11 protein-coding genes are annotated in these 15,799 nt (G+C 66.0%); 5 read left to right on the top strand and 6 right to left on the bottom strand.

Annotated features, from left to right (window positions below; translation table 11 throughout):
* Positions 1 to 57 precede the first annotated feature (57 nt).
* Together kduD and ACNI3Q_RS10110 are read left to right on the top strand one after the other, a co-directional pair.
* On the top strand, positions 58 to 813 hold the full coding sequence (kduD, locus tag ACNI3Q_RS10115; RefSeq protein ID WP_426276289.1) for a 2-dehydro-3-deoxy-D-gluconate 5-dehydrogenase KduD: 756 nt from the start codon (positions 58 to 60) through the stop codon (positions 811 to 813).
* Positions 814 to 823: 10 nt separating this feature from the next.
* Positions 824 to 2,368 (top strand): carboxylesterase/lipase family protein, encoded by a 1,545-nt coding sequence (locus ACNI3Q_RS10110; protein ID WP_426276287.1) that lies wholly within the window; start codon positions 824 to 826, stop codon positions 2,366 to 2,368.
* Between the two features lie 30 nt (positions 2,369 to 2,398).
* Here ACNI3Q_RS10110 and ACNI3Q_RS10105 read toward each other — a convergent pair whose 3' ends face one another.
* A complete protein-coding gene (locus tag ACNI3Q_RS10105; protein WP_426276685.1) occupies positions 2,399 to 3,775 on the bottom strand; it encodes a pectate lyase family protein in 1,377 nt (458 codons plus the stop codon).
* A 316-nt stretch (positions 3,776 to 4,091) separates the two neighbouring features.
* Here ACNI3Q_RS10105 and ACNI3Q_RS10100 point away from each other — a divergent pair, with 316 nt between their 5' ends.
* The 3 genes from ACNI3Q_RS10100 to pelA all read left to right on the top strand — a co-directional run bounded on the left by ACNI3Q_RS10100 (position 4,092) and on the right by pelA (position 10,506).
* Positions 4,092 to 7,547 (top strand): TonB-dependent receptor, encoded by a 3,456-nt coding sequence (locus ACNI3Q_RS10100; protein ID WP_426276285.1) that lies wholly within the window; start codon positions 4,092 to 4,094, stop codon positions 7,545 to 7,547.
* A 71-nt stretch (positions 7,548 to 7,618) separates the two neighbouring features.
* Positions 7,619 to 9,214 carry a family 43 glycosylhydrolase gene (locus ACNI3Q_RS10095; protein ID WP_426276283.1) on the top strand — a complete coding sequence of 532 codons (1,596 nt, stop codon included), beginning with the start codon at positions 7,619 to 7,621 and terminating at the stop codon, positions 9,212 to 9,214.
* A gap of 11 nt (positions 9,215 to 9,225) precedes the next feature.
* Positions 9,226 to 10,506, top strand: a complete 1,281-nt coding sequence (gene pelA, locus ACNI3Q_RS10090; RefSeq protein ID WP_426276281.1) for a pectate lyase — start codon at positions 9,226 to 9,228, stop codon at positions 10,504 to 10,506.
* Between the two features lie 4 nt (positions 10,507 to 10,510).
* On the opposite strand, the gene ACNI3Q_RS10085 is transcribed toward pelA, so the two are convergent.
* The 5 genes from ACNI3Q_RS10085 to ACNI3Q_RS10065 all read right to left on the bottom strand — a co-directional run bounded on the left by ACNI3Q_RS10085 (position 10,511) and on the right by ACNI3Q_RS10065 (position 15,736).
* On the bottom strand, positions 10,511 to 11,395 hold the full coding sequence (locus ACNI3Q_RS10085; RefSeq protein WP_426276279.1) for a rhamnogalacturonan acetylesterase: 885 nt from the start codon (positions 11,393 to 11,395) through the stop codon (positions 10,511 to 10,513).
* Positions 11,392 to 12,423, bottom strand: a complete 1,032-nt coding sequence (locus ACNI3Q_RS10080; protein WP_426276277.1) for a pectinesterase family protein — start codon at positions 12,421 to 12,423, stop codon at positions 11,392 to 11,394. The genes ACNI3Q_RS10085 and ACNI3Q_RS10080 overlap by 4 nt, the downstream gene beginning before the upstream one ends.
* A 123-nt stretch (positions 12,424 to 12,546) precedes the next feature.
* Entirely contained in the window at positions 12,547 to 14,208 is a 1,662-nt protein-coding gene (locus tag ACNI3Q_RS10075) for a formate--tetrahydrofolate ligase (RefSeq protein WP_426276275.1), read from the bottom strand.
* Positions 14,209 to 14,269: 61 nt separating this feature from the next.
* Positions 14,270 to 14,902, bottom strand: coding sequence for a DUF1826 domain-containing protein (locus ACNI3Q_RS10070; RefSeq protein ID WP_426276273.1), 633 nt, complete (start codon positions 14,900 to 14,902; stop codon positions 14,270 to 14,272).
* A 111-nt stretch (positions 14,903 to 15,013) separates the two neighbouring features.
* Positions 15,014 to 15,736 (bottom strand): hypothetical protein, encoded by a 723-nt coding sequence (locus ACNI3Q_RS10065; protein ID WP_426276271.1) that lies wholly within the window; start codon positions 15,734 to 15,736, stop codon positions 15,014 to 15,016.
* Positions 15,737 to 15,799 lie beyond the last annotated feature (63 nt).

The following is a 15,799-nucleotide window of genomic DNA, read 5'->3' as shown; positions in this document are numbered from 1 at the left end:
ACCCCCGGCGGGGCGCGGGCGCGCGTCCCGGCCGGGAACGGAGCCTTTGCCCCTGTCATGACCCATCCCTTCGACCTTACCGGCCGCGTCGCGGCGATCACGGGCGCCAATACCGGCATCGGCCAGGGCATTGCGCTGGCGCTGGCCGGTGCCGGTGCCGATGTCGCGCTGATCGGCCGCACGCCCGCGACCGAGACCGCCGAACAGGTGACCGCGCTTGGCCGCCATGCCGCGATCATCAGCGCCGACCTGTCCAGCATCGAGCCTGTGGGCAGGGTTGTGGACGAGACCGTGGAGAAGCTCGGCGGGCTTCACATCCTGGTCAACAATGCCGGGATCATCCGCCGCGCCGACAGCATCGATTTTACCGAGGCGGACTGGGATGCGGTGATCGACACCAACCTCAAATCCGTGTTCTTCCTGTGCCAGGCAGCCGCCCGGCACATGATCCCCAATGGCGGCGGCAGCATCATCAACATCGCCTCGATGCTGACGTTTCAGGGCGGCATCCGCGTGCCAAGCTACACCGCGTCCAAATCCGGCATTGGCGGCCTCACCAAGCTGCTCGCCTGCGAATGGGCATCGAAAGGCATCACGGTCAACGCCATCGCGCCCGGGTACATCGCCACCAACAACACCGCCGCGCTGCAGGCCGACGAAACCCGCAACCGCCAGATCCTGGAACGCATCCCCGCCGGGCGGTGGGGCGATCCCTCCGACCTCGGCGGCGGCGCCGTGTTCCTCGCCTCCCCCGCCGCACGCTACATCCAGGGCCATATCCTCGCCGTCGATGGCGGATGGCTGGCGAGGTGATGCAACGCCGATGATCGATCGCCGGACGCTGCTGATCGCCGGGGCCGCATCGACGATGGCTACCCCTGCATGGGCAGCGGACGACCCGGTCGCGGCTGGCCCCGGCGGCCGATGGCGCGGCATCCGCGACCGGGGCGTTCAGGCGTTTCTGGGCATCCGCTATGGCGAGGATATGAGCCGCCGGCGGTTCCAGCCGCCGGTTGCCGCCGCCGTCCGTGCAGATATCCAGCCGGCGACGGTCATCAGCCCAAGCTGTCCGCAACGCGGGCGCAGCGGCGGGCAGCGTGAGGATTGCCTGTTCCTCAACATCTGGACCCCCGAGGCGCGCAGCGGCGCAAGGCGTCCGGTCATGGTCTATTTCCACGGCGGTGCCTATTCGGGGGGCACCGTGGCCGATCCGCTGGTCGAAGGCGCGCGGCTGGCGGCGAGCGAGGATGTCGTCGTCGTCACGGTGAACCACCGGCTGAACGCGCTTGGCTATCTCTATCTGGCCCGCATCGACCCGCGCTTTCCCGACAGCGGCAATTGCGGGCAGCTCGACCTGGTCCTCGCCCTGCGCTGGGTGCGGGACAATATCGCGGGCTTTGGCGGCGATCCGGGGCGCGTCATGCTGTTCGGCCAGTCCGGCGGCGGGGCGAAGATCGCCACGCTGATGGCGATGCCGGCGGCAAGCGGCCTGTTCCACGCCGCCGCCACGATGAGCGGGCAGCAGGTGACGGCTTCCGGCCCGCTGAACGCCACGCGGCGGGCGCGCGCGGTGCTGGACAGGCTGAACGCCACGCCCGAGGCGCTGACGACGATGCCGGTCGAGCGGCTGATCGAGGGGTTGTCGGCGGAGGACCCGATCCTGGGCGGCGGGGTCTATATGGGGCCGGTGCTGGATATGCGGTCGATGACCCGCCACCCCTTCTGGCCCGACGCGCATCCGCTGGGGCGCGGGATTCCGATGATCCTGGGCAATACGCGGGACGAGACGCGGGCCTTTACCGATCCCGCCAGCGAGAAGGTGACGACGCTGAACTGGGACAATCTGGCCGAGCGGATCGCACCGGACCTGCGCATCGATGCGCATCCCGAATGGGTGGTAGCGCAGTATCGCGCGCGGTTTCCGAACATGAGCCCCGCCGACCTGTTCTATGCCGCGACCACTGCGGGCCGAAGCTGGCGCGGACAGGTGATCGAAGCGGAAGAGCGGGCACGGGCGGGCGTGCCGGCCTGGGTCTATCAGTTCGATTACCCATCCCCCGTTCAGCCGCTGCGCCGGGCGGCGCATACCGACGACATTCCGATGGTGTTCGGGACGCTGGACGCGCCGGGATCGACGAGCGGGACGGATGCGGCTGCGCGGGCGCTGTCGGGCACGATGATGCGCGCCTTTGCCAGCCTGGCACGGCGCGGCGATCCGGCCCATGCCGGGATGCCGCGCTGGCCCCGCCATATGCTGGACCGGCGGGCGACGATGATGTTTGACCGCACGTGCCGGATCGAGAACGATCCGCGCGGATGGGAACGCGAGCTGTTCGCGCGCTTTCCCTATATCCAGCCGGGCACCTGACCCGCGGCGCGGCGGATCAGGCGCGCGCGATCATTGCCGCATCGCCCGGTCGCGCGCGCTTTGCGTTTCCTGCACCGGCCCCTGCTGCCCCGGATAGCGGCCGGAGCGCGGCTCCATCGTATCGAGGTTCCATTCCGCATCGACAAAGGGCGCGCGGGTCGGCTTTTGCACGGGATAGCCGCCCACTTCCTTTTCATCGTCGATGATGTCGCCGCGCCCCTCGGCAATGAAGAACAGGACGCGGATATCGTCGGCATCCCGGTCCCACGGGCGGGCGCCGGCATTGGCAAGGATGTGGGTTTCAAGCTGGGCCGCGGGCATGACCGGCAGGCCGGTCGGCCAGACAAGGGGCTGCTTTGCCTCGATCAGGCGCGCCCTGGTGATGCCATAGCGGCCGAACATGGGCAGCGGATTGCCGAACTTGTCCACCGCCATATTGTCGCGGGCGTGATAGCGAAGGTCGCCGTCGCCGCCGAGCATCATGAAGGGCAGCCCGGCATCGGTCGACGGACCACCGCGCAGGACATTGCCGACAGCGGACAATTCGCCCGTCTGATAGGGATAGCCCGCCCATTCCAGCGCCATCAGATTGTAATGCACCGCGCGCTTGCCGGGATCGTAGATCAGGTTGTTGACCACCGCGGCATGAACCCCGCCCTTAAGCAGCGGCGAGCGTTCGACATTATGGGCATAGATGTTGCGCCAGATGAGGATGCCGGTGGCGTTGTCGTGGATCAGCGAGCCCTTGCTGTGCTCGCCCTTTGGATGGCTGGCATTGGCCAGCCCCTCGGCCAGCAGATTGTAGCTGAAAGTGATGTTGTGGCTGGTGTTGCGGCGCCATTCCTCGACCGTATCGCCGGTGAAGCGCGGGCCGGAGGCGGACAGATTCTCGTCCGCCGCCCAGGTCATGGTGCAATGATCGACCATGACGTTGCGCGCGGCGATGGTGGACATGGCATCCACTTCCCAGCCGGAACGCTTGGCTGCGCCGTCGGCACCGGGGCGGATGCGGATATGGCGGACGATCACGTCATGGGTGCGGATGTCGATCCCGCCCTTGATGAAGGTAATGCCGGGCGACGGCGCGGTCTGCCCGGCGATGGTCAGGAACGGTTCGCGGATGGTGAGCGTGGTGCGGCCCATGTCGATCACGCCGCCGACCTCGAACACCACGATGCGCGGCCCCTTTGCCTCCACCGCTTCCTTGAAGCTGCCCGGCCCGTCGGCGTTCAGCGTGGTGACCCGGATGATGCGCCCCCCGCGCCCGCCCGGCGTCTGCGCCGCCCACCCCTGAGCGCCGGGAAAGGCCGATTGCGCGGCCGGTCCCGCTTCCTGGCCCGGCGCAAGCGCGAAGGCACCGGCAAGCGGAGAAACAGCCAACAGGAATGCAATGCCGAAACCCTTCATCACCACCCATCCTCTCTATCGATCCTGCGGACCTTTGCGCATTGATATGACACCGGTTTCTGGTTCCGTAAATGGGCAAGCCATTTTGAGGGGGTGCCAGCGCGGAGATCGGGCATCGGGAAATGCCGGTGCGGGTAACGATGCCCCGTTAAGCATGAATCGGGCGATTTTGTCGGATCTCAAGCCCGGATTTCACCGGCGCGGCCGCCGGTCCGGTCCTGCTGGCGGTGCGAAAATCGAACGGTCCCAAAAAACACGGTTGCCTTATGACACCGGTAACAATAGCGTAGCGGAAAGAAAAAGTGGGGAGAGGATAATGAACAACAGGATTCTGCTGTGCATGGGCGGTTCCCTTATCGCCCTGTGCGCGATCGAACCGGCCAGCGCGATGCAGCAGGCAGTGACTGCCACCGCCAGCGCCGCAGCCCAGGATGCCGGAGTTGCTGCAGCCGATACGGATGCCGAGGCAACGCAGGGCGCCGCCCTGGATGGCCAGCCGGGCAGCGACATCGTCGTTACCGGCTATCGCGCGTCGCTGCGCAACGCGATTGACCTGAAGCGCACGTCCACCGTTCAGATCGACGCGATCACGGCCGAGGATATTGCCGATTTCCCGGACAACAACCTGGCCGAATCGCTGCAGCGCCTGCCCGGCGTGTCGGTCGACCGCGACAATGGCGAAGGCCGGTCGATCACGGTCCGCGGCCTGGGCGGCGATTTCAACCGGACCCGCCTGAACGGACTGGAGGCGCTGTCGACCGCCGGTGCGAACGATGCCGGCACCAGCCCCAACCGAAGCCGTTCCTTTGACTACAACACCTTTGCGTCCGAGCTGTTCAACTCGCTGAAGGTGCAGAAGACGCCGTCTGCGGAAACCGACGAAGGGTCGCTGGGCGCGACCATCGACCTGCAGACCGCGCGGCCGTTCGATTACAAGAAGGGCGCGTTCGGCCTGTCGTCCGAGGGCAGCTATCAGGCGAACAGCGGCAAGTGGCAGCCGCGCGTCGCCGGCCTGGTATCGCGGCGGTTCGGCGATATCGGCATCCTGTTTTCCGCCGCCTGGGCGAAATCGGAAAACGAGATCGACCAGTATCGCCGTCAGGCCGGGCAGTCCGACTATGTCTATCGCGGCAGCACCTGGGCCGGGAACGAGAACCCGCAGCGCGCGGGGTTTGCCGCGCCGGCCGGAACCGCGTTCGGCACGGCGATCACCAATCCGGAGATCGTCAACCTGTTGTCGGGATCCAATCCCGAAGCCTATGCCAAGCTGTATCCCGGTTCGCCGTTCAACACGCCGGGCCGGTTCGACAATTCCACTGTCCGCTTTCCCGCCCTGCCATCGATCGAGCAGCAGGACGTCACCTATGAGCGGCTGGGCCTGACCACCTCCTATCAGTGGCAGATCACGGGCCGGACGCGGCTGTCGATCGACGGCCTGTATTCCCGGTTCAAGAACAAGTCGACGATCAACCAGCTTTCGCCGGTGGGCCTCAACCGCAACAACACCAATGCCACGCTGAACACCGCCGGCAATACGTTGACGCCGCAGGCTGCGCGCGCGCTGTATCCCGGCCTGTGCGTGCCGAGTGCAGGCAACGCATTCACCCCGCCCCAGGATTGCGGCAATCAGCTGTACGGCACCACGCCGGCGTTCGGCACGGCCCTGAACGCGCAGGGCCAGCGGGTGACATCGGTGCTGGCGCCGAGCGCGGTCGTGCCGGGGGCGCTGGCCACGGCCAATCCGACCGCGTCCAACATCTTCAGCGTCAACCCGTTCAACCTTGATCCCTATGACTATTACAACAACCCCAATTCGGTCGGGTACATCCCGTCGACCAACCGGCTGGCGTTTCGCGGCGCGCTGATCGGGCGGCCTGCGGTCCGGTTGCAGGACGTGAATGTCGAAAACGGCATCGTCAATTACATGACGGCGACCAATGTCGATTTCCGGTCCGCCGCCGACCAGTCCGAATACACCACCACGTTCAAGCAGGCATCGGCCCAGCTGGATCATGAGTTCACCGACACGTTCCGCATGACGTTCGTCGGCGGCGCATCGGAATCGCGGCTGAACCAGCAGGGCCTGCTGGTCGAATTCAACCGGATGGATTCCCCCGGCCTCTACGTGTTCGACGAGCGCGATACCGACACCATGCCGTTCATGGATTTCGGCTTCGACGTGGCCAACCCCGCCAACTGGAACACGGTCAAGGGCTTTTCCGGCATCCGTCATTTCCAACGTTCGACCGTCAACACCTATCGCCAGGGCAAGATCGATTTCGACCTGGATCTGAATGACGAGCTGAAGCTGAGCTTTGGCGGCAATTACCGCGAATATGCGTTCCGCACCGTCCAGTTCGAACGCAATGTCGACATCCTGAACCCGACCCTGGCAGAAGCCGGGACCAACGCATCGACCGTCGGCCGCATGATCGAGTTTGGCCAAGGCCTGACCGTGCCGGAAGGGACGATCAGCAGCTTTTATGTGCCGAGCATTGATGCGTTCGATTCCCTGTTCGATTTCACCTGCAACTGCATCAACAAGTTCGGTGACTGGCGCATCACCAACCTGCGCAATGGCGGGCGCGAGAATTTTTCGGTGCGCGAAAAGCTGACCGGCATCTATTTCCAGATGGACTGGGATTCGTTGCTGTTCGGGCGGCCGTTCCGCGGCAATGCGGGCATGCGCATGGCCAAGACGGACGTGACGTCGGACGGCACCACGCCGGGCGGCCGCGCGATCCAGGGAACCAACAATTACACCGATTTCCTGCCTTCGCTGAACATCGTTTATGAGCCGCTGGACGATGTGCTGGTCCGGTTCGGCATTTCGAAGGTGATGGCACGTCCGCTGCTGGGCAATCTGTCGCCGTCGATCACCGCGATTTCGGTGCCGAACACCGGCGAGACGGTGGGCGCGACGCTGACCATCGGCAACCCGCAACTGAAGCCGTTCCGGTCGACGAACATGGATGCCAGCGTGGAATGGTATTTCTCGCGCGGCGGCCTGTTGTCCATCGCGGCGTTCAACAAGGACATCCTGAGCTTTCCGCAGACGATCAACTTTTCCGCGCCGCTCAGCCAGCTGGTCGGGGCGGAGAATGTCGATGCCATCCGCCAGGGGTTCACCAACGCCAACCAGCTTGCCTATATCGACGGCGACAATGTGTTCACCGCGCGCCAGTTCCGCGACGCGCCGGGCGGCTATATCCGCGGCATCGAGGTGAGCTTCCAGCAGGAGCTTGAGTTCCTGCCGTGGATTTTCAAGAATCTGGGCGTGCAGGTGAACTATACCTACATCCAGTCGGAACTGAATTACATCCTGGACCCCGGTTCGGCGACGGTGGCGCAGACCACGGGCGCCGCCCCGTTCCTGGGCGTGTCGCCGGAGGCACTGAACGCCACGCTGTCCTATGAAACCAGCCGGTTCCGGGCGCGCGTTTCGGTGGCGAACCGCAAGGGATATTCGACCAACTATCCGATCGCCGGCGGCACCTGTGCGCCGGGGTTGCAGAACAATCCGGCCAATCCGTCGGTTGCCGGCACGCCGTGCGATGCGCCGCTGATCAACGATTTCCAGTATAGCCGGTCGACGACCAATGTGGACGCATCCACCAGTTACCAGTTCACGGATTGGCTGTCGGTGACGGCCGAGGCGCTGAACATCACTAACCAGCCGAACGAGCGTTATGCCTATCAGGGGCAGGAGGCCATCACCCAATATGGCAGCCCCGGCCCGATCTATCGCGTGGGTGCCCGCCTGCGCTTCTGATCTCCCTCCTGCCCCGCATTTCCGGCACGAAATGCGGGGCCGCTTTTTGTCCGTGTCCGTGAGAGTATCCGATGAAGCTATCGCGTCGTGACAGTCTGCTGGCCGGATGGGCCGGAATGGCCGCAATGTCGGGCGCGCCGGGCGCGCAGGCACAGACCGCCGGGGGGCAGACCACCGCGCCGCCCCATCGCCGGGGCCATGACAATCAGCGGGTCGCCGATCTGGGCGACGGCACGTTCCTGAACCCCCTGATCGCGGGCGATCATCCCGATCCCACCATCCTGAAGGACGGGCGGGATTATTACATGACGTTTTCGACGTTCGATTCCTATCCGGGCCTGGTGATCTGGCATTCGCAGGACCTGATCAACTGGCGGCCGATCACTGCGGCGCTGACGCGCAATATCGGTGCGGTGTGGGCGCCCGAGCTGACCAAGCACAAGGGCCGATATTACCTGTACATCCCGACCAAGAACCCGACGACCAACTGGGTCATTCATGCCGACCGGATCGAGGGGCCGTGGAGCGACCCCATCGATCTTGGCCTGCGCAGCCATATCGATCCCGGCCATGCGGTGGGCGAGGATGGCAGCCGGTGGCTGTTCCTGTCGGGCGGCGACCGCATCCGGCTAGCCGAGGACGGGCTGTCCACAGTCGGCCCGGTCGAGCATGTCTATGACCCCTGGCGCTATCCCGACGACTGGGCGGTCGAGGGGTTCAGCCCGGAAGGGCCAAAGGTGATGCGCCGCGGCGATTATTTCTACCTGATCACGGCCGTGGGCGGCACCGCGGGTCCACCGACCGGCCACATGGTCATCGCCGCCCGGTCAAAATCCATCCACGGGCCATGGGAGCATCATCCCGGCAACCCGATCGTCCGCACCACATCGCTGGACGAACAATGGTGGTCGCGGGGGCACGCCACGCTGGTCGAGGGGCCGGACGGCAGCTGGTGGTCGGTCTATCACGGGTTTGAAAACGGGTTCTGGACGCTGGGGCGACAGACGCTGCTGGACCCCGTTGAATGGACCGCCGACGGCTGGTTCCGGATGACGGGCGGCGATCTGTCCCGGCCGATTGCCAAGCCCCGGGGGGGCAAGGCGCAGCCGCATGGCGCGCCGCTGTCGGACGATTTTTCGACGCTGGCGCTGGGCACCAAATGGAACTTCTTTCGCCCCGCACCGGACGAACGCAGCCGGGTCAAGGTGGCGAACAACACGCTGCATCTGGCCGCGCGGGGCAAGGCGCCGTCGGACAGTTCGCCCCTGCTGCTGATTGCAGGCGACACCGCCTATCAGTTCGAATGCACAATCGAGATCGAGCCGGACGGCGTTGCCGGACTGGTCCTGTTTTACGACGACAAGCTGTATTGCGGGCTGGGGTTCGACTGGCAGCGGTTCGTCACGCACCAATATGGCATCGAGCGGGGACGGCCCGCCCATGGCCATGGGCAGAAGGTGCGGATGCGGGTGACCAACAACCGCCATATCATCGCTTTTCACACCAGCACCGATGACGGGGCAACGTGGAAACGGTTCGACCGCGGCATGGAGGTGTCGGGGTATCACCACAATGTGCGCGGCGGTTTCCTGATGCTGCGCCCCGGCCTGTATTCGGCGGGCAGCGGCACCGCGCGGTTCACCGATTTCCGGTTCCGGGCATTGTAAGGGGAATGAAGATGGGACGTCATGGACCTGGCCGGGCGCGGCTGTTGACGGCATTTCTGGCGCTGTCCGCCCTGACCACCGCGACGCCGGGCATTGCCAGAAAGATCGGGACGATCGAGCCGTCCCCGCCCCTGTCCGCCGAACGGATCGCCAGCCTGCCCCAGGCGGAGCGGGCGGCATGGACGGCCTATTTCACGCGGTCCGCCGAGCAGATGCGGGCGGACAAGGCGGCGCTGGCGGCGGAACTGCCCCCCGGTGCCACGCCGCCGCCATCCCCGCCGGGCGGCGGCGGCGAGTTGCCCGGCGGCGACACGGATTATTTCCGGTCGGCCGGGGCGCGGGCGATTGCCGATACCATCGTCAGTTTCCAGACGCCGGCCGGCGGATGGGGCAAGAACACCCCGCGCAACATCCCGCCGCGTCGGCCCGGCCAGCATTATATCCACGAGGAAACCCCGGGCAGCGGCGGAGCAAGGGACTGGGCGTTCGTCGGCACTATCGACAACAGTGCGACGACCAGCGAGATCGCGTATCTGGAACGCGTCATCGCCGCGACGGGCAAAGAGGGCGAGGCGCGGTATGGCGCGGCATTGCGGCGGGGGGTCGATTACCTGCTGGCCGCGCAATATCCGACGGGCGGATGGCCGCAGGTCTGGCCGCTGGCGGGCGGTTATCACAATGCCATCACCTATAATGACGATGCCATGGCGCGGGTCATCCGGCTGCTGATCGATGCCAGCGCGGGCAAGGGTGGTTATGCCACCCTGTCGGCGGATCAGCGTGCGCGGGCCGACCGGGCGGTGCAGGCGGGGATCGATTGCATCCTGCGCACCCAGATCGTCGTGAACGGCGCGCGGACCGGATGGGCGCAGCAGCATGACCCGATCACGCTGAAACCCGTGACGGCGCGCGCCTATGAACCGGCCGAGCTGACCAGTGCGGAAAGCGTCCGGCTGTTGTCGCTGCTGATGTCGCTGCCCAACCCGTCCCCGGCCGTCCGGCGGGCCATCGCCGACGGGATGGCGTGGGTGGACCGCAGCGTGATCCGCGACGTTGCCTGGACCAAGGAAGGCGGCAATCCCCGGATCGTTCAGCAAAAGGGCGCGGTCCTGTGGTCCCGGTTTTACCGGGCGAGCGACAACCTGCCCATCTTTGGCGACCGGGACCGCAGCCTGTACGACGATGTGATGGACATCAGCGCGGAGCGGCGCGGCGGCTATGCCTGGTTCAACAAGAACGGCCTGTCGGCACAGGCCGAATATGCGCGCTGGAAAAAGGCCAATGGCGGCTGACCGGTCAGCGGCCTGACGGGGCGGGGCCGGCCCGTTTGTCCAGGCGATCGACGAACAGCAGCGGGCGCATGTCCGGCACCGCATCGGCCAGCAGTTCGGCGACCATTTCCGCGAAGTAATCCGCGCCCTCCACGCCCAGATGCGTGCGATCAAAGGCCAGTTTTGGCAGCGCGGTGGGGGTGACGTTCACCTCTGTCGCGGCCGGGGGCGCGGATGGGGTCGCGGTCGGGGCCGGGGCGGCAGGCGGAACCGCGCCGGGCGGCAGCTGGGCGAACCGTTCTGCCGCCCGTTCGCCCATCGCCTGCACCGCAGCGGCGCTGGCGGCGTTGAGATCGATGAGCGGCACGTCCGCCTCCTGCGCTACCTTGCGGATGGCGGCGGCCCAGGGTTCCAGATCATTGTCCAGCCGGCCGTCCCGGAACGTCCGCCGGGTCAGCGGGGTCAGCAGCACGGGGATCGCCCCTGCCCTGCGCGCATCGTCGACATAGCGCCGGATATAGCCGGGAAATTCCTGCGCCAGTTCGGTCGAACGCGTTTTTCCCGGTTGATCGTTATGACCGAACTGGATCAGCACCCAGGTGCGTTGATAGCCCGGCACGCGCGCCTCGTTCAGCGCCAGTTCCCACGACCGTTCCTGCATATAGGTGCGCGAACTGCGGCCGCCCCGCGCCAGATTGACGCACGCCATGAACGAGGTGACGTGATAGGCGCAGAAGCTGGGCCCCCAGCCCCCGACCACCGCCGTGGTGGAATCGCCGACCAGGATGATTTTCGATGGCGCGATCTCCCGCGGAAATTCCCGCGGTACCGGTGCCGCTGCGGTCTGGGCGCGGGCAGCGACGGGCAGCGTCAGCAGCGCCGCAGCAAGCATGATGGACGTGCGGTTCATCGGACCTTCCTCTCCTGTGCCAGGGCCATCAGCCCCTCGTCTATCCAGCCGGTATCGCCGCCGAAAAACCGGTCCAGCCGCCACTGCGCGGCTTGTTCCCGGCTGAGCTGATGCGCGGTCGCCACGCGCGGCGGGGGCGGTGCACCCCGGCCCGTGGAGCGATATTCGGCATAATAGCTGGTTTTCAGCCGATCGGTCGTGCCCGGCGTCCATTCCCGCCAGCCGCCATGCGCAACGGGCGCATCCATCCGCGTGTCCAGAAAGATGACGCGCGCATAGTCGCGCCACGACCGGCCCAGCCAGATTGCCCCCGCATCCGCATCGGCAGTGATCGTGCAGCGATCGAAGACATAGGCGCTGGGGTCTTCTTCGGAAATCCGGCTGTGCGCGGTGATCATCACCGTCGATCCGGCATTGCCGTGCAAGGCGCAGCGGCTGAAATAGGCATTGGCGTTGCCGAAGATGAAATCGACATGACCGGAAATCCGGCTGTTCCCGAAATAGTGCCGCGACAATCGCCCGCCCGGCCCCTTGCCCGCGAACAGCGTATCCTGATGCCCGTCCAGCCGGACATGATCCAGCACTGCCCGGTCGCCAGTCAACGCCAGCGCAACCGCCTGGGTCGGATAGGCATCGGGGCTCAAGGCCCAGTCGTTGCGGACCGTCAGATTGCCCATGCGGAACCCGTCGCCCGAAACGGTCAGCGTCGCCGACCTGACCGTACCGCCCGCCTTTTGCGAGGAATCGTCCCAGGTGATGACCGTGTCATCCGGGCGATCGCCCAGCCCGACCAGCGTGACATTGGCGGCCGTGATGGCGAGCTTTTCCCGCCAGACACCGCGATCGATCCGGATGACCCCGCCCTGTGGCGGCAAGGCGGCGATGGCGGCGGCTACTGTCCGATGCGCCCCCGGCACCGACAGGCTGACCCGCAGGCGGGCGACGGGGTCGGGCGCGGCCAGGGCGACCGGCGCGATGCCGATCGCCAGCGTCGCGGCGATGCCAAGCATATGCCGACGACTGGTCACGTAAATGCCTTGCCGCCCTGTCATCCGTCCCCCGACATTATTCTGTTCGGCGGCATGATGCGGATCGGGTAACCGGTGTCAACAGCGAAGCGGGCACCCCGCCCGAACGGCGGAACCGGTGCCCTAGAACAGGCCTTGGATCAGCCCGTCGGCATCGACGCGAATGGATTCCGCCGCAGGCACGCGGGGCAGGCCGGGCATGGTGCGGATTTCGCCGCAGATCGCGACGACAAAGCCCGCCCCCGCCGCCAGCCGCACGTCGCGTACCGAAACGATATGCCCGGTCGGCGCGCCAAGCGCGTCGGGATCGGTGGAAAAGCTGTACTGCGTCTTGGCTATGCAGACAGGCAGGTGGCCATAGCCCGCATCCTGCCACCGGGCGAGCTGAGCACGCACCTCGGGCGAGGCGACGGCGCCCTCCGCCCGGTAAATGCGGGTAGCAACGGTGTTGATCTTGTCGAACAGCGGCAGATCATCGTCATAGAGCGGGGCGAATTGCGACGGCGCGTCGGCAAGCTCGACCACCCGCCGGGCCAGATCCTCTGCACCCGCCCCGCCGTCGGCCCAGTGGGTGCAGATGATTGCCTGTGACCCGTGCGCCGCGACGATCGATGCGATGGCGGCGAGTTCGTCATCGCCATCGGTATGGAACCGGTTGATCGCGACGACGGCTGGCACGCCGAACTGCCGGACATTTTCGATATGGCGCACCAGGTTGACCGCGCCGCGCCGGACCGCATCGACATCCGGCCGGGCCAGATCGCCCTTGGCAACGCCGCCATTCATCTTGAGCGCGCGGACGGTCGCGACGATGACCACGGCATCGGGGCGCAGGCCCGATTGACGGCATTTGATGTCAAAGAATTTTTCCGCGCCCAGATCTGCCCCGAACCCCGCTTCGGTCACGACATAATCGGCAAGGCCAAGGCCGGTCCGCGTGGCAATGACCGAATTGCAGCCATGGGCGATATTGGCGAACGGGCCGCCATGGACCAGCGCTGGATTGCCCTCCAGCGTCTGGACCAGATTGGGCTTGATCGCCTGTGCCAGCAGCACCGCCATGGCGCCATCGGCGTTGAGGTCACGCGCGGTGACGGGTCGCCGGTCGCGGGTATAACCGATGACGATCCGGCTGACCCGCGCCTCCAGATCGGCAAGGCCGTCGGCCAGGCACAGGATCGCCATGACTTCGGACGCGACCGTGATGTCGAACCCGGATTCGCGAGGATACCCGTTCACTGCGCCGCCAAGCGACTGAACGATGTCGCGCAGCGCCCGGTCGTTCATGTCGACGACGCGGCGCCAGACCACCCGGCGCGTGTCGATGCCCAGCGCATTGCCCCAATAGATGTGATTATCGATCATCGCGGCGAGCAGGTTGTGCGCGCTGGTGATCGCGTGGAAATCGCCGGTGAAATGCAGGTTGATGTCTTCCATCGGGATGACCTGCGCATAGCCGCCCCCGGCCGCCCCGCCCTTTGTCCCAAAACAGGGGCCGAGCGAGGGTTCGCGCAGGCACAGCATCGTCCGTTTGCCGATCCGGTTCAGCGCATCCGCCAGGCCGACCGACGTCGTCGTCTTGCCCTCTCCCGCCGGGGTCGGGTTGATCGCGGTGACCAGGATCAGCTTGCCCGGCGCATCCTCCGCAGGCAGGCGATGGACGTCCACCTTTGCCTTGTGATGCCCATAGGGTTCGACGGCGTCGGCGGGGATCCCGGCGCGCTCCGCGATTTCCAGAACCGGGCGGATGGCGGCGGCGCGCGAGATTTCGATGTCGGTCAGCATGGGTTTCTCTACCATGCCGAAGGGACAGGGCAATCACCGGATGCCGGCGTTGCCGGATGGTTCAGCCGCCGGGCAACGGCGCAGGATCGATGACCAGCAGCAACCGAAGCTCGCCGGTTCCCGCGATGGGCGGCGAGCGATGCAGCACGGCTGGCGGGTCGATCAGCACCCGGCCCTTGAAGATCGCGACATCACCGGGCCGAAGCCGATCGATCCGGTCGGGCGTTTCGGCGCGGTGCCATTCGGTCGCGCGGCCGCGATAGGTGGTCAGCAGGCGCAGCGTGACATAGTCGGCATGAAATTTTCGGCAGGCATCGGTTTCGACGACGTGCAGCCGGATCGCCAGCCGGGTGCAGTCCGCAACATCGGCCAGCACCTGCGCCAGCCGCGCCATGTCGTCGCCGATCATGCGCGCGGCCGAAGCGGGAAAGCCGCTGACCGCCAGGGCCACTGCAAAGGCCTCTCCGCTGATCGGCAGATCGACGATCAGATCGGTATCGTCGATCCCTTCAAGGTCGAGCGCGTCCACCGCATCGGCCAGACCGGGCGGCAAGGAACGCGGATGAATGGCCAGCGCGATATCGGGATGCCGGACCGCAGCCAGATCCTCGAGCGAGCGGGTTGCGGCCGCAACGGCGTCTGCGCGGTCGATGACGCTTGCCATCCCGGACAGGCGATGATCGTTCATGGTCATGCAGCACCCGGACATTTAGGTAATGGTATAACATTGCATGCCTTAGCAAGGGCGCGGGGGGATTGTCCAGCGGGCGGCGGAGGAACGCGGGTGCAGGAGGTCGACGCCGCTTCAGGCGCCCCACGCCCCGCCGATCAGGCCGATATACAGGCTGGGGACCATGCCGATCCAGGATGCAATCATAAGGATGATGACGAGCAGCAGGCTTTTCAGCGCCCCTTCCCACCACGCTGTGAACCAGAGCCCCTTGCCCAGGCGGAAGAACGCGACGAACAGGGCGGCCCACATCACCAGCAGCGCGTACACCTGCAGCCCCTCGATCTGCGGCGCGGGGCCGATGAACAGGATCGGCACGGTCCAGGCACACATGAGCACATTGGCCGACCGAAAGCTGCGCCGCCAGTCCAGCCCGCTCCACCATTTGAGCAGCGGCGCGGCGAGCAAGGCATTGAGAACGGCGATGACCGGCGTCACGACCAGCGACATCCAGCTTTCGGCATCGTCGATGAACGCCTCTCGGCTCTTTCCGGACTGGACCAGCCATGGATCGATCATGCTGGCGGGCTGAACCTCGATCACGCCCTTCATGCCGCCGACCAGAAAGAGGTAGAACATCAATATCCCGCACAGCCCCATGTAAAAGCCGAAGGGCCGCGCATAGCGCTGGCCGCCGGTGGGACCGTGGATCAGATAGTGTTCCAGCGCGACGCGTGGCCGGATCAGCAGGTCGCGGAACGTGCGGAACTCGATCTCTCCGAAACCGGTGGTTTCCTCGCACAGGTCAACAAAGGTCTGGCGGCGGCTGGAAAGCCGGTTCACCGAATTCTCGGCCATGTCACCCCCCATATGCGCCGGGACCGCCGTTCGCATCTTTCCGCCCGCGCTGCGCCAGACGGC

The organism is Sphingomonas eleionomae, from assembly GCF_049889035.1.
GTDB lineage: Bacteria > Pseudomonadota > Alphaproteobacteria > Sphingomonadales > Sphingomonadaceae > Sphingomonas.
This window is presented reverse-complemented; position numbering and strand designations above follow the sequence as displayed.